At 61.7% G+C, this 24,940-nt stretch carries 19 protein-coding genes; 9 read left to right on the top strand and 10 right to left on the bottom strand.

Annotation, left to right across the window (positions count from 1 at the left end; all coding sequences use genetic code 11):
- Positions 1–16 precede the first annotated feature (16 nt).
- Positions 17–1,228 (top strand): ROK family protein, encoded by a 1,212-nt coding sequence (locus NU688_RS16790; protein WP_257861846.1) that lies wholly within the window; start codon positions 17–19, stop codon positions 1,226–1,228.
- Positions 1,229–1,305: 77 nt separating this feature from the next.
- Here the strand turns inward: NU688_RS16790 and NU688_RS16785 are convergent, their stop codons facing one another.
- The 5 genes from NU688_RS16785 to NU688_RS16765 form a co-directional block, all read right to left on the bottom strand.
- Positions 1,306–1,659, bottom strand: coding sequence for a hypothetical protein (locus tag NU688_RS16785; RefSeq protein WP_257861845.1), 354 nt, complete (start codon positions 1,657–1,659; stop codon positions 1,306–1,308).
- A 530-nt stretch (positions 1,660–2,189) separates the two neighbouring features.
- A complete protein-coding gene (locus NU688_RS16780; protein ID WP_257861844.1) occupies positions 2,190–3,746 on the bottom strand; it encodes a 3'-5' exonuclease in 1,557 nt (518 codons plus the stop codon).
- A 305-nt stretch (positions 3,747–4,051) separates the two neighbouring features.
- Positions 4,052–4,870, bottom strand: coding sequence for a hypothetical protein (locus NU688_RS16775; protein ID WP_257861843.1), 819 nt, complete (start codon positions 4,868–4,870; stop codon positions 4,052–4,054).
- Between the two features lie 239 nt (positions 4,871–5,109).
- Positions 5,110–6,081, bottom strand: a complete 972-nt coding sequence (locus NU688_RS16770) for a hypothetical protein (protein WP_257861841.1) — start codon at positions 6,079–6,081, stop codon at positions 5,110–5,112.
- A gap of 254 nt (positions 6,082–6,335) precedes the next feature.
- Positions 6,336–6,626: an AlpA family transcriptional regulator gene (locus NU688_RS16765; protein WP_257861840.1), complete on the bottom strand. Its 291-nt coding sequence runs from the start codon at positions 6,624–6,626 to the stop codon at positions 6,336–6,338.
- 890 nt (positions 6,627–7,516) lie between these two features.
- Here NU688_RS16765 and NU688_RS16760 point away from each other — a divergent pair.
- The 7 genes from NU688_RS16760 (at position 7,517) to NU688_RS16730 (ending at position 18,453) form a co-directional block, all read left to right on the top strand.
- Positions 7,517–10,693 carry a type VI secretion system Vgr family protein gene (locus tag NU688_RS16760; RefSeq protein WP_257861839.1) on the top strand — a complete coding sequence of 1,059 codons (3,177 nt, stop codon included), beginning with the start codon at positions 7,517–7,519 and terminating at the stop codon, positions 10,691–10,693.
- A 52-nt stretch (positions 10,694–10,745) separates the two neighbouring features.
- On the top strand, positions 10,746–15,608 hold the full coding sequence (locus tag NU688_RS16755; RefSeq protein ID WP_257861838.1) for an RHS repeat-associated core domain-containing protein: 4,863 nt from the start codon (positions 10,746–10,748) through the stop codon (positions 15,606–15,608).
- A gap of 13 nt (positions 15,609–15,621) precedes the next feature.
- The gene (locus tag NU688_RS16750) at positions 15,622–16,284 is read left to right on the top strand and encodes an Imm43 family immunity protein (protein WP_257861837.1); all 663 of its coding nucleotides are present in this window, start codon (positions 15,622–15,624) and stop codon (positions 16,282–16,284) included.
- 180 nt (positions 16,285–16,464) lie between these two features.
- The gene (locus NU688_RS16745; RefSeq protein WP_257861836.1) at positions 16,465–16,872 is read left to right on the top strand and encodes a hypothetical protein; all 408 of its coding nucleotides are present in this window, start codon (positions 16,465–16,467) and stop codon (positions 16,870–16,872) included.
- A gap of 11 nt (positions 16,873–16,883) precedes the next feature.
- A complete protein-coding gene (locus tag NU688_RS16740) occupies positions 16,884–17,378 on the top strand; it encodes a pentapeptide repeat-containing protein (RefSeq protein WP_257861835.1) in 495 nt (164 codons plus the stop codon).
- A gap of 67 nt (positions 17,379–17,445) precedes the next feature.
- A complete protein-coding gene (locus NU688_RS16735; RefSeq protein WP_257861834.1) occupies positions 17,446–17,919 on the top strand; it encodes a hypothetical protein in 474 nt (157 codons plus the stop codon).
- 288 nt (positions 17,920–18,207) lie between these two features.
- Positions 18,208–18,453, top strand: coding sequence for a general secretion pathway protein GspL (locus NU688_RS16730; RefSeq protein ID WP_257861833.1), 246 nt, complete (start codon positions 18,208–18,210; stop codon positions 18,451–18,453).
- A gap of 31 nt (positions 18,454–18,484) precedes the next feature.
- Here the strand turns inward: NU688_RS16730 and NU688_RS16725 are convergent, their stop codons facing one another.
- Positions 18,485–19,753, bottom strand: coding sequence for an integrase arm-type DNA-binding domain-containing protein (locus NU688_RS16725; protein ID WP_257861832.1), 1,269 nt, complete (start codon positions 19,751–19,753; stop codon positions 18,485–18,487).
- 796 nt (positions 19,754–20,549) lie between these two features.
- Here NU688_RS16725 and NU688_RS16720 point away from each other — a divergent pair.
- Positions 20,550–22,739, top strand: coding sequence for a TonB-dependent siderophore receptor (locus tag NU688_RS16720; protein WP_257861831.1), 2,190 nt, complete (start codon positions 20,550–20,552; stop codon positions 22,737–22,739).
- Here the strand turns inward: NU688_RS16720 and NU688_RS16715 are convergent.
- Genes NU688_RS16715 through NU688_RS16700 form a run of 4 tightly spaced genes read right to left on the bottom strand, consistent with a single transcriptional unit; the run spans position 22,687 to position 24,940 of the window.
- Complete coding sequence (locus NU688_RS16715) at positions 22,687–23,157, bottom strand: hypothetical protein (RefSeq protein WP_257861830.1); 471 nt, start codon at positions 23,155–23,157, stop codon at positions 22,687–22,689. The genes NU688_RS16720 and NU688_RS16715 overlap by 53 nt on opposite strands.
- 60 nt (positions 23,158–23,217) lie before the next feature.
- Positions 23,218–23,787, bottom strand: a complete 570-nt coding sequence (locus NU688_RS16710; RefSeq protein ID WP_257861829.1) for an NADPH-dependent FMN reductase — start codon at positions 23,785–23,787, stop codon at positions 23,218–23,220.
- Between the two features lie 35 nt (positions 23,788–23,822).
- Positions 23,823–24,035: a hypothetical protein gene (locus NU688_RS16705; protein ID WP_257861828.1), complete on the bottom strand. Its 213-nt coding sequence runs from the start codon at positions 24,033–24,035 to the stop codon at positions 23,823–23,825.
- A gap of 5 nt (positions 24,036–24,040) precedes the next feature.
- Positions 24,041–24,940 (bottom strand): NAD(P)-dependent oxidoreductase, encoded by a 900-nt coding sequence (locus NU688_RS16700; RefSeq protein ID WP_257861827.1) that lies wholly within the window; start codon positions 24,938–24,940, stop codon positions 24,041–24,043.

Raw genomic sequence — 24,940 nt, 5'->3', positions numbered from 1 at the left:
CGGAGCGAATCATGCGTTGGGCCTGACCTCCGGTGCCGGCATCCTCCTTTCCTTGATAGCGAGTGGCCAGGCGCAATCGAGATCTGCCTTGATCGAGGTGTCGGGTTTGTCCAGGTCGACCGTGACCGAACGGCTTGCCACCTTGTTCGAGGCTGGCTTCATCCTCGAAGGCGAGCAAAGCAAGCCAAGCGGCGGTCGTCCAACGAATATGCTGCAGATCAACCAGAGCTTTGGAGTCGTCCTGGTATCTGACGTTGGCGAGACCCACGTGCACTCTGCCGTGACCGATCTGGAGCCAGGTCTTCTCGTGGAGACGACCGATCCGATCGACATCGGCGACGGTCCCCAAGCCATTCTTGCCGTGATTGCCCGCCAGTACTGGAAGCTCTTGAAGCGGCTCAAACGTGCAAAGGAAGACGTGCTGGGGATCTGCCTTGGCCTGCCGGCACCGGTGGACCATTTGACGGGGCGCGTCTTTGGCCCCTCGGTGCTGGCTGGGTGGGACGATTTTGCTGTTGGAGCCTTTCTTGCCGCGGAGTTCGACGCACCCACACTCATCGAAAACGATGTGAATCTGATGACGCTGTCGGAAGCGCGACGCTTTTGGCCAGACGTTGACCAGCTTCTGTTCATCAAGGCCGGCACGGGGATCGGCAGTGGGATCGTGACCGACCGGCGGCTCTATCGTGGTGCGCAAGGCGTCGCTGGCGATATCGGGCACATCCAGTTTTCGACGACGAACGCCCCGCTGTGTCGTTGCGGAAAGCTGGGCTGTGTCGAGGCCCGTGCCGGGGGCTGGGCAATCGCGCGTGACTTGCGTGCCAGAGGCTTTGAGGCAAAAGACGCTCGTGACGTGGTCGACCTGGTTCGCAAGAATCGACCGGAGGCCATCAACCTGGTGCGAGAGGCTGGCCGGGTTCTGGGCGAAGTGGCTGCCGATGTTGTCAGCCTGCTGAATCCGAGCGTCATCGTGATCGGAGGGACGCTGATCGCTGTCGAGGAGTACCTGTTGGCGGGCGTGAGAGAACTGGTCTATCAACGCTGCTTGCCGCTGGCCACGCGCACATTGCAGATTGCTCCCGCTCGCTCGGACCTGCGCACCGGGCTGTTATTGGGCGCGGCGCAACTCGTCATCGAAGCACGTATGCAACCGGCAGCTATCGAACAGACGCTCGAACGCCATCGCAAGGGCGCAGCCGCCACGCGACCGCAGCGTGCGCGCCAATAAGCACCTCCTTCGGGTACACGCTGGCTCAACGCTCTCCGGCGCGAACGACTGCTTTTCACAGCTCGCCGGGAGGCACGTCAAAGCGCCGTTTGAACGAGCGGTTGCAATGCGCGGGATCGCAGAAGCCCGCCTCGTAGGAAAGCGTGCACATCGGAACGCCATGAGCGAGCAGAGAGAGACGACCGCGCAATCTTTTTTCGCATCGGCTCCCAGGTCAATATAGAAGGCACACGGTCGATCAATGGCTCCCGGCAATGTCGACCGCGGCCAAAGAAGGCCGCGGTAATGGCCTCATGGTCAGCATTTTTGGGTAAAAATTTCGCGGCAATGAGTGACGTCAAGGCATCACGGCGCTCGGTCGGAGTCGCTCCACCCGCGAACATCTGCAGCGCTGGCGAGTCAAATTCGGGTTTGTTTTCAGTGTCAGCCATGGGAACTGCGTTCCGACGGGTGCGGTCGGCAGGAAAGTCGCAAGTCGTCGATTATGGGCGACGAGGTTCGCATGTGTGCTCGCGGCTGGACTGTGTGTTTGATCGGCTGAGTGGCACGAGGGTGGAGTTCGTGTCGGTGCGCCTGCCTAGCTTTTAACGAGACTTTAACGGGACCAACTCGATAGACCTGATCGAACGCGGCCATACGCGGCTGGGCAACACGCTGGTCCGGGCATGGATTGACCACCGGGGCTTCGCACAAGCACGCCCCTCCCGCACCAGCCCGACGAGGCGCAAATGCGGCATCCGGCGTTTCAGGCCATTCAGGCCCACCGGGATCGCAAGGAGCCCCAGCGGCCCACGCTCCTGTAGGCAATCAGGGTGGCCGGCGCACCGGGCTGCCGATGGAAAGGCAGCCGCAAAAAGGGAAAAATTCAGGGGTAGCGGAGTCCGTGGTGTTCTGCACCGCCTGCCGCTCCGTGGTCTTGTTAACGCCCCCTGCGGCGATGGCCACTCCAATCAAGCCAGCCTCACTTCTGTAGTGCGGCTTTCACGGCCTTGCTGGTCATGAAGCGCGATTCCTTGGTGAACGTCTGGCGCGCGTGTCGGCTCCACATCGGGGCGTGGTGCAGCCATACGCGCTGGCGGGCGCGCGTCACGGCTACATACAGAAGCCGGCGCTCCTCATCCAGTTGCTCTTTCGACTTGCTCCGGCTGTCGGGCAGCACGCCGTCCGTCACTCCGACCACGAACACGTAGTCCCATTGCATGCCCTTGGCTTGGTGGATGGTTGTGACGGTGACCGCATCACCCGCCACGTCCTGAATGACGCGCGAATGCAGTTCAGCGGCCGATCCAAATACCCGGCACATGGGCTGCCAAGCGTTCAGGTGGGCGCGCAGGTCCCTGTCGGCCCGTATGCCACCAAGCAGGCGCAGGTAGGCCTGCACGCAGCCCATATAGCGCGTTTCCAGATGGCGAGACTGTGCCACCGCCACCTTGGCTGTTTCAGACACGAAGGCCTCCCACCGCTTGGACCGTCGCACGTCACCCAGGTCGTTGGTGCCGATCACGTCCTCAAACACAAGGCCAAGCTCATCGCGATACCGCACCCGGCGTCCGCGCACACCGTCACCGCTACCAGCGGCAAGCGACGGGTCGGGGACATGCTGCTCGACCGCATCGACCACCCGAATCAGTTGCAGCAACCGCTCATCGAGCATGGAGCCGGCTCCGAGCAGGGTGGACGGCACTTCCACCGACCGGAGCGCCTGCGCCACGGGCCTGACGGTCGAGCGGTTGCGGCCCAGCACGGCAATGTGAGAAGGTGGCACTCCTCGGTCGATCAGCTTGCGGATGCTGGCGGCCACGCGCTTCGCCATCGTTGTTGAGTCCGCCGAGATGAGGCGCCTCGGCTGCTTGCCCGTCGCCTTGGTTTTGATGGCGGGGCCATTCATGGGCTTGGAAAGGGCTTCGGCCAGATCGGCGGTCTCTCGGGTCAAGCGAAACGAGATGGACAGAGGCAACGTTTTCACTCCCTTGATCACCGATTGCAGCGGCGTGTAGGTGACGCCGGCAAACCCATACAGAACCTGCATGCTGTCGCCCAGCGCGACCATCGACTGCACATGGCGAGCCAGTTGCGCGATGAACTTGATTTGGAGCGCGCTGCAGTCCTGGTACTCGTCAATGATCAGGTGGTCAGCATCCACCGCGCCCTGACCGCGTTTCTTCACAGCCTTCGTACCTTGGCGCAGCATCTCGTCGTAGGCCTCGCTCTCCAGACCCGTAGGGACCGAGATACCGCCTCCAGCGGCCCGGAGTGCACAGGCGTGACAGGTCAGGACCGTAATGCCGGCGTGATCGCCCAGGCCCAGATCACCAAGTCGAGCCTTGAAGTTTTCGACCGTGGCATTGGAGTGCGAGATGACCAAGACCTTGGATGCGCGATCCGTTTGCAGGAGATGGGCGACTCGGGCGGTGGCTGCTGTGGTCTTCCCGCTGCCAGGACATGCCTGAACCTCGACGTATCGGCTGGTGCCTTCGGCGATGCGCCGAGCCTCTTTTGAGAGCTTAATTTTCTTCATGTCGATACGGGTAGAGAGGGCTCATGCTGCGACTCTGTATCGGATACGTGATGAGAGTCGCTGCGCGTAGGCATCGGTGTTCCGTTTTCAGTGAGATACAGAGAACAACGGAGCCCGAAAATGAGAGCGTTTTCGGCTCTATAGCGCCGATGCCAAATTTGTAATGTTTTGGCTATTGCGCTGACGAGCCAAACCTGATGAAAAGCATCGAAAACGACAAGAGAAAGACGTGTTTTCGATGCTCACCACAACAAGCAGCAAGAAAAAGTTGGTATCTATACCAGTAGGGGGAAAGGGGCGTAGCGCTAGCCAGAGCGAAACCCGTTCAGTGCTGCATTGCGCGCGTTTTTCTCCCAGGTTTTCGCGCTGATCTGGTTGAGCGCGCGGATCATCGAAGGATTCGCCGCCATCGCCTTTTGCAGCACAAACATCGTGCCGACGAGGTAGCGCTTGGAGCTGAACATCCTGCGGGCGCGCGCATGAACGGCCTGGTCGCTGGTCGACTTTCCTTTCAAGCTTTTGCCGAGTGCGCTGCGGGAACCAAATTCCCAGAACCGCATGTTCCGGTCCCAGAAGCCATCGAAGTCGAAGTTGTGAAATTCAGCGACAGTGCCAAGTTGCGCTGCGCGGAGTACGGGGCTTCCCTTCAGTCGCACTTCTGTGTGCAGGCAGTACTGGCCCTTGGACGGCGTCGAGAGCTTCGAACGCCGGTCTGCATAGAGGACCAAGCGGCGCGTGCGTGCGCGACGGCCAAAGTAGACCGACTGCTTGAACTTCTTGATCGTCTGCGGGCCGTGGCGCAGCGTGACGGTCTGGAGGAAATAACGCAGCATCCGGTTGGCCTCGATGCGAAAGCGCGTCGTGTAGTCCCTGGCCACTTCGGCGCCCGCCGGCTCGGCCGCGATGGCGGTGCCCAGCATCGGAAGCAAGGTGGGAAAGAAGGTGACATGGGGCTGGCTCACCTCAAGGACATATGGCCAGTTCGGCGCGTAGGAAACGTCGACGCCTTCGTGCGTGAGTTGACTGCAATGCAGTTCCAGTTCTGCGCGCTGCGCGGCCGAAAGAGGGCCTGTGAGGCGAAGCTTGACGTGGTCGAATGCATCGACTCGGGTGGGTTTGAGCATGATGATGATCTGAATTTGTTGGCGTGAAGGTCGTGATCGGCTGGTCGGCGGCGTTGCGCAAGTTGCGCGGTAACGCGCGAAATGCCGCAACGCTCCCCCGAATAGCGAGTTGCCGGGGGTGGAGAGAGGTGGTGCCCCTTGTAGCGAGTCAATCCCTGCCAGACGGCTCGCGTCCGGCGTAGCGGGGCGCCGGACGCGAGCCAAACGGGAGGGCTACCTCAGGGGGGCAGCCGCTCAGCCTAGTCTTTGGGCGGAATGTCGAAGAGGCGGCCACCTCGGGGAGGAATGTCGAACAGGCCGTCGTAGGTTTTGCGCCAGTCTGCATTGACATCGGACTGACGAGGCGCCCGCATCTTGTCGAGATGGCGTTTGACATTCGACTTGTTCAGCTCAACGACGATGCCGATCTTGGTAAGCGAGTCGCCGTCGCTGCGCATCTTCCAGATCACGCGGTCGATGACTTGGGTCGCGATGAAGGGCTCGGTCGAGAAGTGGGAGCGCCGGTTGTCCTCGCTCACCTGCACCATGATGTCCTGAGTGCCGACAAGGAGCCCCGACTCCACTGCCGAATTGCGCATCGAGAAGGCTGCGGGATAGGCAGGATCGGGTTCGCAGACGGCAACATCGAAGAGCTCGCTCGTCACATCCCGGAAGCGGATGGCATCGGCCTCGTCGTCGAAGTGCGCGAACATCAGCACATAGCAGCTTAGGCGCTTGGCCTCCATGTTCAGTCGGCTGATGCCCTCGAACATGTGCATGGGGATCGGGTGGGGGATGCGCTGCATGACCGCTTTTGCTGTGCGCGGTTCGATACCGGTCGTTGCGCAATACAGCCCTTCGCTGCGTGCCCAGTCGAACTCACGCTCGCCGACATGGCGAAGCGTGTGTGCGGCCGCGTTCGCGGGGGCAGAAAACAAGGCCGACTGAGCCTGGACGTGGCTCAGCACGCGATTGCGGGCGGCGAACAACGTTTCGACCGCGCTGCGCTGGACTGGCACACCTGCGATCGGCTGCCCGGTGCGTACCTGCTGGATCGTGAAAGTGCTGAGGTAGCCGACGGGAAGGGCGGCCGTGTACGCGAACATCAGTACGCCGCTTTCTGCGGGAAACGGGGTGATGGCGTCCTGTGCAACCGTGGTGGACGGCGGCGTTTTTGAGGGGAAGGGAACAGTCACCTGCAAGGGGGCCTTGCCAGAGGGGTGTTGGGTCATGTTGATTGTTGTCTGAATGTTTGAGGGGTGTTTTGCTCGGGGTCACCTGCGCGGTACCTAAGAGCAAGGTCGCAATGAAGTAGGTTCGCCGCTTGCCATAGGCGAAGGCCCAGGCATGATCAAACTAAGGACCAACAGTGGTGACGGCGGCAGCGGTTTTCAGGCCGCTGCTCGTCTAGGTTGTCGGCGGTAGAAGGCGCGAGCCATCACCGGCTGGTCGCTTGCCCCACTTGGAAGTGGGGCGCTGACTCGGCCTACTTGGGGCAGGCTTCGGATCGTGGTGGGTCGGTCATCAGCGCTTGCTGGATCGCCACCACTTCGCTCGCGAAATAGCCACGCGTCCTGGGGCCGTTGGTGCGTGCTGCTGGCACGAGCCCCGCTTGAACGCGGTTGTAATAAGTTGACCGCGACCAACCCATCAAGGCAATGAATTGCTTGAGCCGGACGAACTGTTGCGGGGCTTGTTGCTCCGTTGTGCGACTGCCGTGGTGCAGGTCGACAGCAGAGTGCTGCGACAGTGGGGCGTCGGGAATTTTCTTTACCATGTGCTTTTCCGAAGATGCTTCGGGGCGCTCCCCCATAGCGAGTTACTAGTTACTGGTTTTCTGGCCGAATGGATGCGTCCATATCGAGCCAGCGAGGATCTCGGATGGGGGGCCGCCCACGTTGATCCGGCAGATCGAAGGGAGAACCCGCAATCGATCCAGTAAGAGAACTATCGGTAAAGAGAGAAAGGTAAAGAAGCCCGCTCTTTCGCTGGGAGCGCCAGCCGCCAAAGTTGCCTGCGCAGTAGCTGCGGAAACTTCGGGGAACGGGGGCGCCAAATGTAGCAAAGCTTTTGAGGCTGCGCAACGTCGCCAATGGCCGTGCATGCAAGCGCAACTTCGTTGCGTATTCCAGTGCATCTGAGCACGCAGACTGAGAGCATGGTCACCGTATCCGGTGATCCTCCTTCAAGCGCAGGCAGCCTAGCGAAGTGGATCATGTCTGGTGTGCGCCCGCCCCGGCCGATGGGGGCGCTCCACCGAAAGTGGGTGAGGCGCAGCCGGACTCACATGAAGCAGTGTCTGTCGATTGGTTTCACGCTGCGGGCGCTAACCCCGCAGCATCCGGCGGCGACTCGGAGGGCGAGGATAAGGCTGCGAGTTCTCTGCCAAAAGTATGTCCGGCAACCGGGCTTGCTTGATCAGAAAACCAATGGCTTATTCGCAATGTCGCCCCGCTAAAACTCCCCCGCCACGCGTGAAGAAATACCGGTCAAACGGCAACATCACCTTCATATAGTCGGGCGAGGATCGGACCCGATGCACTCGTCTGCAATCGGACAACGCGTTTGACTGCGGGCATTTCTTGAACACAAGAGCCAAAGGGGAGTCGGCATGAACCACGTCGTGGCGAGATCGTTCCTGCACGGGTGCATTCGATGAGCAGCCCGTTGAGTCGCAGTTTGGCGGAGCTTGTCGCCGGCCGCCAGCACGACCGATTGCTGCGGCTGTCGTTCCCCCAGGGCGGGCAGCCCGCAGGCGCCGACCTCGTGATCAACACGCTTGCAGCGTCCGAAGGCCTGTCGCGCGATTTCGAATTCACGGCCGGGCTGCTCAGCAGCAATGCAACGCTGGCCCTGAAGGACCTGGCGGGCAAGATGCTCTGCGTCGAACTCGTGCGGCCCGATGGCACGCTGCGCCATTTCACCGGCATCGTGTTCGGGTTCCGGCTCGTGCGCACCGACGGCAATCTGGCCTTCTACGAAGCTCGGCTCGGCCCGTGGCTCAAGTACCTGCGGCTGCGCGCGAACAACCGGCTCTTTCATCGCCAGACGCTGCGCGCGCAGACCGAGGCCATCTTCAACGACTACGGCGTGCTGCCCAAATGGGAGTGGTTCGTGCGCGGCGAAGACCCGCCCCACACGATGGCCGTGCAGGGCGGTGGGGCCGGCGGCGAGAGCGACCACAACTACCTGCACCGGCGCTGGGAGGCTGTCGGCTACAGCTACTGGTACGAGCACTCGGCCGAAGGCCACACCCTCAACCTGTGTGACGACAGCACCCTTGCCAAGGCCGTGGACGGTTCGTCCCCGGAGATTCGCTTCCAGAACGAAGGTGGCGCGCAAGAAGAAGATGCCATCGGCCAGTGGAGCGCGGTGCGCGAACTGGTCTCGGCGCAAACGGCCGTCAGCGCCTTCGACTTCAAGAGCCCGCGCCCGCAGCACGCCGAGATGCCCAGCAGCAACCAGCAGGGTGACGTACCTCAGCTCGAAGTGCACGAGTACGGTGGCGCACGTCACTTCAAGACCAGCCGTGAGGGCGATGCGCGTGCCCGGTTACGCATCGAGGAGATTGAAGCCCACGGCAAGCACTTCGAGTCCCAGGGCAACAACCGCTTCGTGTTGCCCGGTCGCTACTTCCGTTTGGCGGACCACTTTGGCCGCACTCCGGGCACGGGACCCGAGAGCGAATTCCTGATCGTCGAGATCGAGCACACCGCCAATAACAATTATCTGCAAGAGACGGACAAGCTCGCCGAATACCACAACCGCTTCACCTGCAGCCGCCGCACCATCACTTGGCGTCCGGGCCGAGGCTTTCACAGCGTCGAGCAGCGCGTACTGGCGCCGCAGACCGCCACCGTGGTCGGGCCGGCCAGCGAGGGCAGTATTCACACCGACGAGTACGGGCGCATAAGAATCCAATTCCATTGGGATCGCGAAGGCCAGAACGACGAAAAAAGCTCGGCCTGGGTGCGCGTGCTGAGCAATTGGGCGGGCGGCGAAACCGGCATGGTGTCGTTCCCCCGCGTGGGCTCCGAAGTGGTGGTGCAGTGCCTGGACGGCAACCCCGACCATCCTGTCGTGATGGGTGTGGTCTACAACGCCCAGCGCATGCCGCCGTGGTCGCTGCCGGGGCAGAAGGCGCTCATGGGCCTGCGCAGCCGAGAGCTCGCCGAAGGCTCGGGCAATGAGCCCGGGGGCAAGAGCAATCACCTTCTTCTGGATGACACGCAGGGCAAGATTCAGGCGCAACTCAAGAGCGACCACGACAGCACCAGCCTGAGCCTGGGCCATATCGCGCGCATCGAAGACAACGCGGGACGCAAAGACCTGCGCGGCCAGGGCTTCGAGCTGCGCACCGATGGCCATGGTGCAATCCGCGCCAAGGACGGGTTGCTCATCAGCACCGAGGCCCGCCCCAACGCACAGGCGCACATCACCGACATGGGCGAGACCGTGCAGCGCCTGACGCAGGGACGGGATCTGCACGAGGGCTTGAGTGAGGCGGCGCAGCAGGCCAAGGCGCACGAAGCCGGCGACCAGGACGAGGTGGCCAAGAGCCTGAAGGCGCAGAACGATGCAATCAAGGGTTCGGGCGGCAACAAGGCCGAGGGCGAGTTCCCCGAGTTCAGCGAACCGCATCTCACCCTGGCCAGTCCGGCAGGGATCGAGACGACCACGGCCGGCTCCACGCATCTGGTGAGCAACGAGCACCACGCGATCACCAGCGGGGCGCACACCAGCATTGCGGCCGGCAAGAGCTTGCTGGTCAGCGCCAAGGAGGCGGTGCGTATCGCTGCGTTCGACAAGGGTATCCGTTTGGTCGCGGCGGCCGCCGACATCGACATCACGGCGCTGAAGAACTGCATCAACGTCATCGCCAAGCTGGACGTGAAGGTCGACGCCAACAAGATCACGATCACGGCGAAGGAAGAAGTGCTCATCAACGGCGGCACCAGCTACACGCGCTGGAATGCCTCGGGCATCGAGAGCGGCACCAACGGCATCTGGCGCGAGCATGCGGCCGTGCACAGCCTGGTGGGGCCCAAGAGCAAAGGGTCGCCCAAACTGCCCGAGCCCATGAAGCTGCCCAAGGGACAACTCGATCTGTACCACCAGTACGTCAAGGTCAGTGGCGAGAAGCGCCAGGGTGTCAAACAAGGGGACTACACCGTGGTGGATTCCGAGGGCGGCACACACAGCGGGAAACTGGATGCCAATGGCTTTGCCAAGGTCACGGGTTTGCCCATTGGGACGGCCAAGGTGACGTTCGGCAAGGACCCGCGCGACCCGTGGGACAAGGCCAGTTACTTTGGCGAGCCCGACCGGTGGCCGGTCAAGCCGGCGGCGGGCGGTGGCGCAGATGTGGCCGGCGGTGGCGCGGCAGGCCTGTTGGCGGGGGCTGGCGGCGCGATAGCCGGCATGGCAGGCGCTGCGGGTGGCGCATCGGGCTTGCTGGCTGGCGCTGGTGGTCTTGCCGGCGCCGCAGGCGGATTGGCCGGCTTGGCGGGTATTGGCGGCGTGGCCGGCGCGCTGAGTCAGGTCGCCCAGATTGCGGGGACTGCCCAACAGGCGATGGCTGCGGTTCAGGCCATTCAGCAAGGTGGCGCTCAGGCGCTGCTTGGGCAAGCCGGTCAGATCGCTACTGGCATGGCAACGCAAGCTGGGGGGGCGGCCTTGGGTCCGATGGGGGCCTCGGTCGTCGACGCGTTGAGTGGCGCAGTCCCCGCAGGCATGACTGGAGCCGTCCCGGCGCTGCCCGGCGCATTACCCAAACCGGGAGCCTTGGCCGATGCCGTCAAGCCCGAGGTGTTCGGTCGAACACCTGGCTTCGCGGGCGGTTGATCGCAGCCGCACTGACAACCACGCACAACGGCACGGCTTAGGGAGTAAAAAAATGGCAGTCGATCAATCAGCGCAGGATGAACGTGAACCCCAGGTAGCTGTTGCGCCGCTGAACACCATCGATCAGGCGGACATCGGTGCGGGTGCGGCCAAACTGGACGAATGGCTGCGATACATCAGCGGCGGCTGGATCACGCTGGGCACCTTGGCAACCGTTGCCGGCTCCATCCCCGTGGTCGGGAACATCATGGCGCTCGCCGATGCGATCATGGATGTGGTTCGCATGATCCAGAAGAAGAGCTGGGACCAGTTTCTGGAATGGGTTTCTCTGGCGATCAACGTGATCGGCATCATCCCGATTCCGCCGAGCATGGCGGCGGCACGCATGAGCTTGCGGCCCATGCTGGCGCTGACCAAACAAGGTGCCGCGCGCGCGGTGAAGGAAGGGATACCCAACCTCGGCGAAGCGCTCATCAGCGCAGCCGTCTACCACCTGAACGACACGATTGCCGGGGAGATCGACAAGTTTGTCGACGGGGCCACGAATCTTCTCGACGGCATGATGAAGGATTGCGCCGACATGGTCGATGCGGTCGTGAACATGATGATCGACGTCATGCAGCGCGGGATCGGAGAAAAGCCATTGCTCGAGATCGCGGCGGCGCAGGCAGATAAAACCTACGACCCGCAAGCTCAGGGCCCCATGGGCGCCCTGCTGAACACATGGAATTGGTGGGGTCAAGCCGTCAGCGACACCACCAAATCGGGGGTCAACTTTGTCGCAAGCAAAGCATCCGGCCTGATTCCGCAAGAGGCTGTTGCTATGATCAAGGAGACCATAGGAAGCCTGGTCAACATCAAACAAGTGGCGCGCAACAAGCTCTTGGACATGGCCGATGCGGGCGCTCGCAACAGCATCAAGTGGCTGCTCGTGTTGCTGAAGACCGCCCTCGTCAAGCGCAGGAACCGCAAGAATGGCGTTGTTCCGCCCCCTGCAGGAACAAGGGTTGACAGCGACAAGGGCGGGGGTGAGTTGGTGTTGTCTAGCGGCGAGCGTCCCGCCGGAGCAAACCCCAATTGCTGCAAGCTGGGTGCCACCCCGGATGGCACCAATAACTCGATCAGCTTTGCCCTGGGCAACGAGCGCTTCACCCACACCGACTTCGTGCTGCCCGCCACCCTGCCCATCGAATGGAGCCGGACCTACAGCAGCAACCTGGCTGCCTACGACCACGGCAGCCTGGGGGCGCGCTGGCTGACCCCTTACACCACGCGCGTCGATGTGGTGGAGTCCAAGGGCCAGCAAGCACTGGCGTACCGTGCCGCAGACGGCCGCAGCCACGCCCTGCCGTGGCTTGCCGTGGGCCAAAGTCATCGCAACGCCATCGAGGAATTCAGCGCAACCCGCCTGAGCGAAACGCTGCTCGTGCTGGACTTCGGCAAACCACTGCCCGCCGGCGAACAGGCCGAGTGGCGCGAAACCTACGAACTCGTCGACACCGCGGCCGGCAAGGCCGCCGCACAGGGCAAGCAGCACTTCCGTCTGGTGGCCCAGCACGCCAGGGACGGTGCCGCCATCGGCCTGCGCTACGACCACATCATTGCTGCTGGACCGAATGCCGGCGAGCAAGTCTTGAGCGACATCCTCAGCAAGCAGGGCGACGTCACGCTCGCGCATGTCGGCATTCGCCCGAACGCGATCACCGGCCGCATCGAATCCCTGTGGGAACTCAAGGACGGGCAGGTCGTTCGCCAACTGGCCGGCTATACCCATGACGACGCCGGCGACCTGATTGCGGCGCAGGACGAGAACGGTGCCGCCTGGACCTACCAATACAGCCATCATCTGGTCACCCGCTACGCCGACCGCACCGGTCGCGGCATGAACCTGGCCTACGACGGCACCGGCGCCGACGCCAAGGCGATCCGCGAATGGGCCGACGACGGCAGCTTCGATACGAAGCTCGAGTGGGACAAGAACATCCGCCTGACCTACGTGACCGATGCGCTGGGCCAGGAAACCTGGATTTACTACGACATCCTGGGCTACACCTACCGCGTCATCTACCCGGACCAGAACGAGGAATGGTTCTTCCGCGACGATGCCAAGAACATCACCCGCCATATTCATCCGGACGGTGGCGCCGACGAATACATCTACGACGCAGCCGGCAACCTGCTGACCCACACCCAGGCCGACGGCAGTCAGGTCCACTTCGAGTACGACAAGCTCGGCCGCCTGACCGGCGTGCGCGACCCCGAGGGCGGCGCCTGGCTGCGCGACTACAACCCGCAGGGTCACCTCACCGAAGAGACCGACCCGCTCGGTCACAAGACCCAATACGCTTACGACAAGGCCGGGCGGCCGGTGCAGATCACCGATGCCAAGGGCGGCGTCAAGAAGCTTGCCTACACCCCCACCGGCGAACTGGCCAGCTACACCGATTGTTCGGGCAAAACCACCACCTGGAGCTACGACTCACGCGGCCGTCTGGCACAAAGCGCCGATGCCGCCGGCCAGACCACCAAATACCGCTACACCCCGCTGAGCGAGCAGACCCTTGTTGCGGCCCAGACCGGTGGCAACCACCCCGGCCAACTCGAGGAAATCGTTCATCCCGACCAGACCAAAGAGCAACTGGCCCACGATGCCGAAGGTCGCCTGCTGACGCACACCGACGCCCTGGCGCGAAGCACCCACTACCGCTACGCCGACGCTGGACTCATCGCCGGGCGCACCGACGCTGCCGGCCACACGCTGAGCTACCAATGGGACCCGCTCGGGCGCCTCGTCCAACTCCAGAACGAAAACAACAGCCGCTACCAATTCAAGTACGACCCCGTCGGCCGCCTGCTCGAAGAAACCGGCTTCGATGGCAAGCTAACCAAGTACCGCTACGAAGAAACCAGCGGCGTGCTCGCCGAAGTGGCGGAAGCTGGACAGGTCACCCGCCTCGCCTTCGACCCGCTCGGTCGGCTGGTCGAGCGTGAGGCCGCCGCGCAGACCGAGACCTTTGCCTACGACGGCAATGGACGCCTGATCGAAGCCAGGAACCAGGATGCCAAGCTCCAGTGGTTCTATGACCCTGCGGGCAATCTCACCCGCGAACACCATGCCGACCTGGCCCGGGGCCACACCGCCATCTGGCAGCACCGCTACAACGAACTCAACCAGAGAGTCGGCAGCACCCGCCCCGACGGCCACACCCAGGAGTGGCTCACCTACGGCAGCGGCCACGTCCACGGCTTGCTGCTCGATGGGCAGGACATCCTGGGCCTGGAGCGCGACGACCTGCACCGCGAGGTCGGTCGTCAGCAGCACAACGGCGTGGTTCAGACCCAGACCTACGATCCGGCCGGTCGGTTGCTAGAGCAGCAGATCGCCCGCACCACAAAACCTGCCGGCGCCCCCAGCGCTACCGGCACTGCCGCTGTCAGCATCCGCCGCAGCTACCACTACGACAAAGCCGGTCAACTCACCGGCATCGGCGACAGCCGGCGCGGGCGTCTGGACTACCGTTACGACCCCGTGGGTCGCCTGCTCGAAGCGCAGAGCCAGATGGGCAAGGAAGTGTTCGCCTTCGACCCGGCCGGCAACATCGGCAACCCAGTGCCCGACAACCGCTCGGGCGCCGAGGCCTTCCAGCCGATGACCTTGGCCAGGGAGCAGCGGGTTGGACATGCCACCGTTGGCAAGCTGCTGGACAACCTGCTCAAGGACTACGCCGGCACCACCTACAAGTACGACGAGCGTGGCAACCTCGTCGAGCGCATAAAGAACGGGCGGAAAACCGCCTTCAGCTGGGACGGCTTCAATCGCATGATCAGCGCGAAGAGCGAGGAAGGCACCACCAGTTTCCGCTACGACCCGATGGGCCGACGCATCGCCAAGGCCAGTGGAGCCAGGGAAACCGTCTTCGGTTGGGACGGCGACACCATCGCCTACGAGAGCGCCATGCCGAGCAACTCCAATGCACAGGAGCAGGCGCACACCGTGCACTACGTCCACGAGAAGGACAGCTTCGTGCCACTGGTGCAGGTGCGAAGACCGGGTCCTCTCCAATTGAGTCCGACCACCGACGTGAAGGCGTTGATGCAGGCCAACGGCGGGGCCTACGACATCGAGCAGGACCCGTTGTGGAACGGACAGGGGCTACAGCAGGCCAGCGCCGAGCCGTTCACGCCCGAGGAGATCGCCTTCTACCAGTGCGACCACTTGGGCACGCCGCAGGAATTGACGGACTCGGGCGGAAACGTCTGCTGGAGCGCGAGCTACAAGGCATGGGGCGAGGCGAAGCAGACGATCTCGGAGGCGGCTAAACGCGCGGGTATTGCGAACCCGATTCGGTTCCAGGGGCAGTACCTGGACGAGGAGACGGGGCTGCATTACAACCGGTATCGATATTACGATCCGCACAGTGGCAGATTTGTCTCCGGCGACCTGATAAAGCTAGCAGGCGGCGCGAATCTGTATCGATTCGCACCCAATCCCATAACCTGGGTGGACCCCAGTGGGTTGTGTAGTACCGCACTGGATCGGAATTTAGGAGGAGTCTCTGGAGATGGGATGCAAGCGCACCACGTCATTCCAGAGGAAGTTTGGGCGAATAATGGGGCATTCCTGAATACGATTGGCTTGAGTGGACAAAGGGACGTCAAAGAAAACGGAATGCTGCTTCCAGGTAGCCAGGGAAAAGCCAAGGCAATGGGAAAAAAGGTTTATCACTGTGGGTCGCACGCGCTGTATTCGGCCATGGTTGATGCAAGAGTTAAGAGTATTCGAACTGCGTATGACAGCAAAGCCATCACGGCAGGCGAGGCAAAACAAGAAATTGGCGATTTGCAGGGTCAATTAAAACTGGCAATCAATGCAGGCCTGGTTCCACGCAATCCCCAAACTGGGCGGCTAATATGAATTCGAGTTGATTATGAAATTTTATGCAATTACACAAAAAAAAGACCGAGGGTGTCCAATCGGACTATTGAATGCAGTTCTCTACGATCACTGCCCTGAAAATCCCGCAGCAATCGAGCACGGAACCGCTTATCCATGGTACTTCGATCCGCGAGGCTTGGATGAATATCCTGCGGGCATGTGCCTGATTGCAAAAGAAAAGCTAATAAATTTTTCGATAAGAAGCATTTCTTTAAATCAATTTTTGGATCAAAATTTTCTCGAGTCGCTGATTGAATTCAAATCCCATTTAAAAGACTTCAAGGAAATCGAGGTTATATCTCAATCGAGCAAAAAAAGCATTGTTCAGAAAAAATATTTTGTCTCGCGGTTCGCCGATGAATTTTATGTCAGCCTATCGGAGGCTGTGAATAATAATGAGAGTTTCGTGAGGAATGGAAAATTCGGCCTCAGTGTCTTTGAGAAGCTCTCTATACGCCAATCTTTTGATCGACATGTTTTTGGAATTGAAGGCCTCGATCCGAGAATTGGAACTATTTTTTGCTCAGAAGAGTTTTTTGAATCGACAAAGAAAAAAGGCGTCGCGGGGATAGATTTTGTGCGTGTGGAGGCCGCAAAGTGGCCAAATCCGGATTCCTTCGTTTTTGATCCTGAGGAAATACTTCCCGTCCTCTAAGGGCAGGAGGGATCACAGGCCGCTGAGATATCTCTTGATGACTCGAAATGAAAAAATATTCGACGGTGTAGAACGAACTGCGGGCGACTTTTTCGAGAAAAAAAAGGGGCAGGCATCTTTGTTTTGGTTGAATTTTCGATTCAAAGTTAGCACTTCAGCAGCCTGTTAAGGAGAGGGTCGATGCATAAGTTTATATTTACTTTACTGTTTCTTGCAATCAACACCAGTTTTGCCGCTGAGCGCATGCCTAAAGAGGTCAATCTTGAAAAGCTATACCAACGTTACGTCAAAGAAGGCTATTTGATGATGGATTTTCCTGAGTTTGATAAAAGAATATCAATAAGCGGCGTGGCGATTGAGCTGAGCCAAGGATTCAAAAGAGGGCCGGACAGTGCAAAAGGCGGTGCCTTGCTCAAGGCGGGTGTCGCTGGTTCAAACAATGTCCTCGCCCGCTTGGTCGCTCGTGATGCGGTTAATGCGGAAAAAATGGAAGCACTGAGTGGTGGCGCTGCATTCAAGGCAACATGCACAGTCGCGTTTTCATCAGGCGCGAACTACATTCCATTGCAAGACTGCGTTTTCCATTGAGGGCATGACAATTGCCTTCTCAAGTCATCGTTTTCGGTCACGATCTTTGGCGCAAAGGCGCTGGAGGAGCACCGGCGGGCCTTGTCGGCATGGCCGACAGTTACGCCTATGCGGGTCTGGACCTGAACCTTGCTCAGTTCGCCGCCACCGTTTTCACCGGTAGTAGCTTTACGGCCACCACTTTCAAGCAAGCCGGCTGGACTGGCTGCCAGTTCATAGGCTGCACCTTCACTGCTTGTGACTTTGAGGGCATTTCCATCGCTGGATGCACGTTCACCCACTGCACCTTTTCGCAGTCACAGTTCCAGCAAAGCCAGATCAGCGCTTCACAGTTCAATCGCTGCCAGTGGAACGACTTGAATTTTGATGGCGGCCACTGGACCGATGTCGCCGTGCTCGGATGCACCGGCACCACGATTCAGGCCGATGGTCTGCGTGGTGAGCAGGTGGATTTCACGGGCAGCAACTTCGAGAACATGGAGATGCGCAACACGCAGATCAATTGAGTTCAACAAGCGGCGCTGCTTTTTCGGAATATCCACAATGCCTAGAGGCATTCCCAACCCGAATCCCATGTATGGCATCTACGGCTACGACGACTACTGGAGCGTCGACATCCGGCGTGACAAGGTGCGCATGGTCAAGGCTTTCTATTTCAATACAAATGGTGGCCGTAGAGCTGCGTTGAAAAAAGCACAGGTTTATCGGGATCAACTCGTACGGGAACACCTGCCGGTTCTGAAGCGCGAGATCGCCCAGCGCGTGCGGCGCGACAACAAGAGCGGTGTGGCCGGGGTGTACTTCCGCGAAGAGCCTGGCGGGAAGAACCAGATGTGGATCGCTGCGACGAGGGTTGAGCCGGGCAAATCCATTAGCAAGGCCTTTTCGGTCGGCCGGTACGGACGGGCCGCGCGAGAGTTGGCGATCGCGGAACGGCAAAAGCAGCTTGAGCAGATGACAGGGTACGCCTCACGTCATCCGGGGGACGGATCGACATTCACTTCGATGGTAAGGCGTAAGTCGAGCCCGACGGCGACCGCAGCGTGATGATCCGCAAGACATCGGATGGGCCACGGAGCTGCGCGGCGCGCAGTTGTGAGTAGGCTGGGATATGAAAGAACGTGCAGTGAAATCCAGCAATGGTCCCTGGGGCACGAGTCTGTGCTGAATCGCGAATCGTCGCCGGTCGCCGTCGCGCAGTCGCAACCACGACGCCGTATTCGTGGTGGCGGTAACGATGCGCCCATGCGGTATCTCGTTGCAGTAGAGACAGCGGCAGACGGTCCAGGTTCGGCAGCACTGGCCGTCCGTCGCCGTGGCAGCTGGCGAGCGACGTTGGTCGGCGTGCTGGTGGGCCTGTTGATCGCGATGATGCTACTCATGAAATGGCTCGTGGAGCATCAGGTCTCGGCGGCAGCAGAGCGCCGTGTCAGGGAGACGGCTGTCCGAGCAGCAGCGGCACTCTGCCTTGAACTGAAGTCGCATGCCGCGACTCACGCATGTCTCAAAGACCTGCAGGCCAAGAGCGGCTCGGATGCCGGAGGTCGCGTGGACGAAGGGGATGGTCGGGATGCTCGTTGAGGATCGAGTTCGCTGTCCTAAGCATCGTGGGTTATTCAGAAAAGGGCTCACCAGCTTGCCCCACGATGTACGCAGCCCAGTCTTCCATCAGCTGCCGGCGCTTTTCCACCATGTCGCTACGGGCGTAGGCACGTACCGTCTGGTCGCCCACCAAGTGCGCCAGTGCAAACTCCAGCATCTCGGCGGGGTACTGGGTGTTGTCCATGCCCCAGGTACGGAAGGTCGCGCGAAAACCGTGCATGGTGTACGGCTGTTCAAGGCGACGCAGCAGCTGTGTGAACACCATGTCGCTGTACGTCTTGCCGCGAGGCGAGGGGAACACTAAGTCGGTGGCATCAGTACCCCGCGCTGCGGCGCTGCCTTCTGCTTCCCACTCAGCCTGCAGGGCGCGCGCAGCCTGCAGCACTTCGGTAGCCCGGTTCGACAACGGCACCCGATGCTCGCGCCCTGCCTTCATGCGCTCTGGAGGGATCGTCCAGTTGCCGAGCGAGGCATCGAACTCCGACCAGCGGGCGCCGCGTATCTCGCCCGAGCGGGCAGCCGTCAGCACGCCGAACTCGAAGGCCATCTGCACGGTGGCGGTGGCCGTGCTGGCGCGCACTCGGGCCAGCAGTGCCCCGATCTGCGGATGCGGGCAAGACGGGTGGTGCTCCACCTTCCGTGCTTTCTCGTTGGCACCCAGGGCGATCCGGACTTGTGCCCAGAATTCGCCGTCTACACCACGGCAATAGTCCTTGGCCGCGCCGTAATTCAGCACTTTGCGAATTCTTTGCAAAAGGCGGTCGGCTGTTTCCGCTTTTTCCCTCCAAATTGGCGTCAATGCTTTCAGGATTTCGTGTTTGCCAACCTCGCGAATTGGGAGCCTTCCGAAATGCGGAAAGGCATAGGTGGTCAGCGTATTGATCCATTGGTCCTTGTGCTTGGCGTTTTTCCAATCGCCGGCATGTTCCTTGTGGTATTCCTCGGCGCATGCTTTGAACGTCACGCTGTCTTGTTCTAATTGAATGGCGGTGGCCTTGATTTCGATTCTCTTTTGCTCGCGGTACTGGATAGGGTCAATACCTTCGGCGATTTGGATGCGATGTTCTTGGGCGCGTTCACGGGCGCGTGCCAGGCTCACATCGGCCAGGGAGCCCAGCCCCATGTCGCGGGTGCGGCCAAGGTAGGTGTAGCGCAAGATCCAGGCTTGGCTTCCCCCTGGGGCCACCCTGAGGTACAGGCCCCGGCCGTCGAGGTGGTAGCCGGGCGTTTTTGCTTTGGTTCGGAGGTTGGTAATGGTTAAAAGGTTGTGGCGGGTCATGTTTTTGGGCGTAGCTGCGCCTTGTTGGGCGGGTGCCCTTTACGGTGCAATTTGGTAGACCAATTTTACCAAATGCAGCCCTAAAAACATGCCTATGCTTTTGCCCATTATTTGAGCTGGACGACAAAAACCCCTGTTGGGCTTTATTGGGTGCTGGCTTTTTGCAAGTGCTTGCGGCCAAAGGTTTTTTGTACTTTGCTGGTTGCTATCGGGCGGCATTGTTTTTATAATATGGCGGCCACACTCTCCGCCGGCAACCCGATATCCATGCGGGTTTGCGGACAGTACGGGTGTTTTACCCCCTTTTCTTTTACCCCCTTTTCTTCTCGTGCTCAGTTGGGCCACCTTGGCCCGCTTTGTACAGGCACGGTCTGCGTGTACGGTCTAGGGCACCGTAGGCTTGGCGCGTTGCTTGGGCTAGCCCTGCCGGTGCAAGCCAACCAAACCCCAGCCCGTATACAGGCGCACCGCCGCTTGTGGCCCCCGATGACCTCGGCTTTCGGCCTCCACATCTTCAAGCTCGCGCAGCCCACTTCGTGCAATGAGCCCGGGCTCAGTGCTGTCGCCGACGCGCTCGCCTCCAGCGCCGATGAATGAGCTACTTCAAGAGTGAGGAGGAAATTGGCGTGCGTTGCGTGTTGCCAACGGGCATCTCAGCCGACCATATTTTCAATTGTAAATGAGTATCATTATTGATTAATCTTTGAATCCTTTAGTGAACTATGTCGCTCGGCAGAGTGGGCTGGAGATCGGGATTCCGAGTTTTTCAGCAGCGCTTTCCAACAGGACACACAAGATGAAGAGGGTAAACAAGCCGTTCCATTCCGATGCACGCGGCCGGCTCACACAGCTCAGCATGTGCATTGCCATGGCCATTCCGGCATTGGTGGCGGCGCAGGAGACCAAGGACACGCTTCCTGCCATCACGGTGGAGGCCACCGGGCAGACCGAGACGACGGAGGGCACGGGCTCCTACACGACGGGCGCATCCAAAACGGCCACTCCGCTGAGCATGAGCCTGCGCGAAACGCCGCAGTCCGTGACCGTTGTGACCAGGCAGCGCATCGACGACCAACGCCTGCAGACCATCACCGACGTCATCAACAACACGACCGGTGTGTCCGTCAACCAGTACGAAACCAGCCGGGGCCAGTTCACCGCGCGGGGTTTCGACATCAACACCCTGCTGATCGACGGCGTGCCCACCACCTGGGAGCAGCCATGGAGCTCGGGTGAAGTCTTCACCAGCCTCGCCACCTACGACCGTGTGGAAGTGGTGCGCGGCGCAACGGGCCTTACCACCGGCGCCGGCGACCCGTCGGCGGCCATCAACCTGGTGCGCAAGCGCGCCACCAGCAAAGTGTTTACGGGCAGCGTCGAACTGGATGTCGGCAGCTGGAACGAGCGCCGTGCGATGTTCGATCTGTCGACGCCGCTGAATGAAGCCAAGACGGTGCGCGCCCGCATCGTCGGCGAGTACGCCGACAAAGACAGCTACATCCGCGGACTGAGCACCAACAACAGCACCCTCTTCGCCACCTTCGAGGCCGACCTGGGTCCCCGCACGCTGCTCACGGCCGGCTTCAGCCGCCAGAAGTTCGACACCAAGGGCCCCATGTGGGGTGGCCTGCCGGTTTGGTACAGCGAGGGCATCCGCACGAACTGGGGCACCTCCAAGACCAGCGCCGCCGACTGGACACGCTGGAGCACCGACTACGACACCTACTTTGCCTCGTTGGAGCACCGGTTCTCCAACGACTGGAAGCTCAAGCTGAGCTACAACCGCAGCGACCGCAAGGCGGATTCGTACCTGCTGTACCTCTCGGGCGCGCCGAGCATCTACACTGGCCTGGGCATGTCCGCGTTCGCCGCTTCGTACAACGTGCGCACGAAGCAGGACGACTTCAGCGCGCAGGGCAGCGGCACCGTGAAGCTGTTCGGCCGCGACCACGAGCTGGCGTTCGGCTATACGAGTTCAAAGCAGAAGTTCCTCGCCAACGACCGCTCCGCCACGCCGTCGTTCGGCATGGCGACCGACTTCAACAACTGGACCGGTTCGTACCCCGAGCCCGTCTGGGGGCCGCTGAAGTACTACGGCAAGAGCGAGACCACGCAAGACGCCGTCTACGGCGCGGCGCGCTTCAACATCACCGACCCGCTCAAGCTGATCGTCGGCGCGCGCGTCACCAACTACCAGAGGAAGGGTGACGACATCTACAGCAACCCGTACCGCCTGAAGTACAACAGCGAAGTCACGCCGTACGCGGGCCTTGTCTACGACGTCAGCAAGGAACTGTCGGTGTACGCCAGCTACACCGACATCTTCCAGCCGCAGAACGCACGCGACATCAACGGCACCTACATCGACCCCATCAAGGGCAAGAGCTTCGAGACCGGTGTCAAGGGCGAATTCCTGGACGGCCGCGTCAACGCTTCGGCCGCTGTGTTCCACATCAAGCAGGAGAACCTGGCCGTTGCCACCACCGATCGGCTGACCGGCCTGGGTGGTCTGCCTGAAACCGCGTATCGCGCCTCCGACGGCGCGACCAGCAACGGCTTCGAACTGGAGCTGACTGGCGAGCTGGCCCGCGGCTGGAACGTGAGCGCAGGCTACACCCAGTACCGCTTGAAGGACTCGAGCGGGGAAGACGTGAACAGCATCTACCCGCGCAAGCTGCTGCGGTTGTTCACCACCTACCGCCTGCCCGGTGCATGGAACGCATTGACCGTTGGCGGTGGCGTCAACTGGCAAGGCCGGACCTACACCAACACGGTCGACCCCCTGGGCGTGACGCGGCGGATCGACCAGGGCGCCTACGCGCTGGTGAGCTTGATGGCGCGCTACGAGTTCACCCCGCAGCTGTCTGCCCAGCTCAACATCAACAATGTCACCAACAGGAAGTACTACGGCATGTTCGACGCGTACAGCCAGATCACCTACCAGGCGCCGCGCAGTGCGACGCTGACAGTGAAGTACAAGTTCTGAGTTGTGCAGCAGCGGGCCGCCTACACAGCGGCCCCGGGGGCGGGGTGGTCTTGAGGCCAGCGAGCATATGCACCGCGCGCGCCACGCCCGGGCCGTGTGCAATGCCGCGGGCCTGCATGGCGGCCTCCACTCCGGCCAGGCAGCCCAGCACCATCGGCGCGTTGAGATCGCCCAGGTGCCCGATGCGAAAGATCCGGCCCGCGAGGCTGCCGAGGCCGCCCGCAATGCCCACCTGGAAGCGCTCTCGCGCCAGCGTGCGCAGCGCCTCGGGGTCGATGCCCTCGCGCACCGCGACGGTGGTGACCGACACCGAGCGCGCGGCCGGCTCGCGCACGTGGAAAGCCACGTCGCCGGCCTCGCTCCAGCCTTCCACTGGCGTACGGTCGAGCGATGCGTCGTCGGTCGCCTGAGAGTTCATGCGGTTTGCTGGAGTTGCGTGACCGAACTCCGAAACCAGGCGGGATCTGGTCGTCGGGTTTCAGGCAGCGGAGCCACGCCGGATCAGCCGCAGAAGGTCGTCGACGCCGTCCTGCAGAAACCCCAGCGTGGCCTCGTCGACGAGCCGGCCTTCCACGATCTTCTGGTGGGCCGAGCCGATGACCGTCTGCGGCCGGTGCACCAGCCTCGCCGCGATCGCGGTCAGCACTTCGGTCAGCTGGGCCTGCGCGCGCACGCCGCCAGTGAATGCGGTGGACGAAGTCAGCGTGAGCACGGGCTTGCCGCTCAGCGCCGACTGGCCGAAGGGACGCGATGCCCAGTCGAGCGCGTTCTTCAGCACGCCGGAGATGCTGTGGTTGTATTCGGGCGATGCAATCACCAGCCCGTCCGCCGAGTCGATGGCCGCACGCAGACGGATCACCGCATCCGGCGGGGTGGTGGTATCGGCATCCTGGTCGTAGGGTGGCAGGTCGTTCAACGGCAGGATCTGCAGGGTTGCGCGCTCTTCGACGGATGCTCCAAGGCTCGCGAGGATGGCGGTATTGAAGGAGCCCTTTCGCAGGCTGCCGGAGATGCCGAGAAGGCGGGGCTTGAGAGCGTTGTCGGTCATGAGTCTTTGAAGTTGAGGCAAGCGCACGCCGCGCTTCATTTGGTGTGGGATCGCATCGCGTGTGCGGCCAGCAGCACGCCCACCGCAATCCATGGCAGCCCGCCCGTGAGCCATTGCCACGAAGCAGGCAACAGCAGCCCGATCGCGTCGTCGACCCAGCAGCCGTAGCTGCACAGTTTCCGGCCGGAGGCCATGAAGCACAGCCCCACCAGAAAGGCAGCTGCGGCAACGACGAGCTGAGGCTTCATGGCCGTCACCGACGCTTGTCCAGACCCGCCTCCGCGAGCGCGCACAGCGCGATGGCGGACCAGTCGTGCCCTTCGCCCGCACCGTGCGAGCGCGCCGCAAGGAAGCGGTCGCGCACCAGGCTCGCCAGCGGCATCGACACGCCCAGCGCTTCGGCGGCGGCCAGCATCAGGCGGTTGTCCTTCTGCCCGAGAGGCAGCGAAAAGCCGGCGGGCTCGAAGCGTTGCGACGCAATCAAGGCGCCGTAGATCTTGTACGGGGGCGCGTTGAAGTTCGCGCTGGTCAGCAGATCGACCAGATGCATCGGATCGATGCCCGCCCTGCCTGCCACCGCGCAGGCCTCGCCCAAGGTCTCGATCACGACCGAGAGCATGAAGTTGCCGATCAGCTTCACCAGGTTGGCTTGCGACGGGTCCGTGCCCACGATGCCTATCGACTGGCCGAGCTGCTCCAGCAGAGGCACGGCGACTTCCAGGTCCTCGTCCGGGCCTGCCGCCATGATGAAGAGCTTGCGCGCGGCGGCCGCGTCCGGCCTGCCGAACACCGGTGCCGAGACGAAGCCGATGCCTGCCTCGCGATGCCTTGCCGCGAGCTCCCGTGCGGTTGCCACGCTGATGGTGCTCATGGCGATGTGCAGCGCGCCTGGTTTCAGGCCGGCGAGCAGGCCGGCCTCGCCGAAGGTGATGGCGTTCGCGGCCGCGTCGTCCGCCACCATCGTGAAGACGACATCAGCCGTGCGTGCGGCCTCGGCGGCGCTTGCCGCAACGCTGGCGCCCGCTTGGCGCAATGGCTCCGCGGCTGCCGGGCTGCGGTTGAAGACGTGAAGCGTGTGGCCGTCGTCGATCAGGTTGCGCGCAATGGCGGAACCCATCGACCCCAGGCCGACAAAGCCGATCTGCCTGGCCAT

This window comes from Variovorax sp. ZS18.2.2 (genome assembly GCF_024701975.1).
Taxonomy (GTDB): Bacteria; Pseudomonadota; Gammaproteobacteria; order Burkholderiales; family Burkholderiaceae_C; genus Variovorax.
This window is presented reverse-complemented; position numbering and strand designations above follow the sequence as displayed.

Bases quoted from the DNA above. Each gene is read 5' to 3' on its own strand.
- NU688_RS16785 (WP_257861845.1), bottom strand. From the start codon at position 1,659: ATGGCTGACACTGAAAACAAACCCGAATTTGACTCGCCAGCGCTGCAG.
- NU688_RS16780 (WP_257861844.1), bottom strand. From the start codon at position 3,746: ATGAAGAAAATTAAGCTCTCAAAAGAGGCTCGGCGCATCGCCGAAGGC.
- NU688_RS16775 (WP_257861843.1), bottom strand. From the start codon at position 4,870: ATGCTCAAACCCACCCGAGTCGATGCATTCGACCACGTCAAGCTTCGC.
- NU688_RS16770 (WP_257861841.1), bottom strand. From the start codon at position 6,081: ATGACCCAACACCCCTCTGGCAAGGCCCCCTTGCAGGTGACTGTTCCC.
- NU688_RS16765 (WP_257861840.1), bottom strand. From the start codon at position 6,626: ATGGTAAAGAAAATTCCCGACGCCCCACTGTCGCAGCACTCTGCTGTC.
- NU688_RS16755 (WP_257861838.1), top strand. From the start codon at position 10,746: ATGGCAGTCGATCAATCAGCGCAGGATGAACGTGAACCCCAGGTAGCT.
- NU688_RS16750 (WP_257861837.1), top strand. From the start codon at position 15,622: ATGAAATTTTATGCAATTACACAAAAAAAAGACCGAGGGTGTCCAATC.
- NU688_RS16745 (WP_257861836.1), top strand. From the start codon at position 16,465: ATGCATAAGTTTATATTTACTTTACTGTTTCTTGCAATCAACACCAGT.
- NU688_RS16735 (WP_257861834.1), top strand. From the start codon at position 17,446: ATGTATGGCATCTACGGCTACGACGACTACTGGAGCGTCGACATCCGG.
- NU688_RS16725 (WP_257861832.1), bottom strand. From the start codon at position 19,753: ATGACCCGCCACAACCTTTTAACCATTACCAACCTCCGAACCAAAGCA.
- NU688_RS16720 (WP_257861831.1), top strand. From the start codon at position 20,550: ATGAAGAGGGTAAACAAGCCGTTCCATTCCGATGCACGCGGCCGGCTC.
- NU688_RS16715 (WP_257861830.1), bottom strand. From the start codon at position 23,157: ATGAACTCTCAGGCGACCGACGACGCATCGCTCGACCGTACGCCAGTG.
- NU688_RS16710 (WP_257861829.1), bottom strand. From the start codon at position 23,787: ATGACCGACAACGCTCTCAAGCCCCGCCTTCTCGGCATCTCCGGCAGC.
- NU688_RS16705 (WP_257861828.1), bottom strand. From the start codon at position 24,035: ATGAAGCCTCAGCTCGTCGTTGCCGCAGCTGCCTTTCTGGTGGGGCTG.
- NU688_RS16700 (WP_257861827.1), bottom strand. From the start codon at position 24,940: ATGGCCAGGCAGATCGGCTTTGTCGGCCTGGGGTCGATGGGTTCCGCC.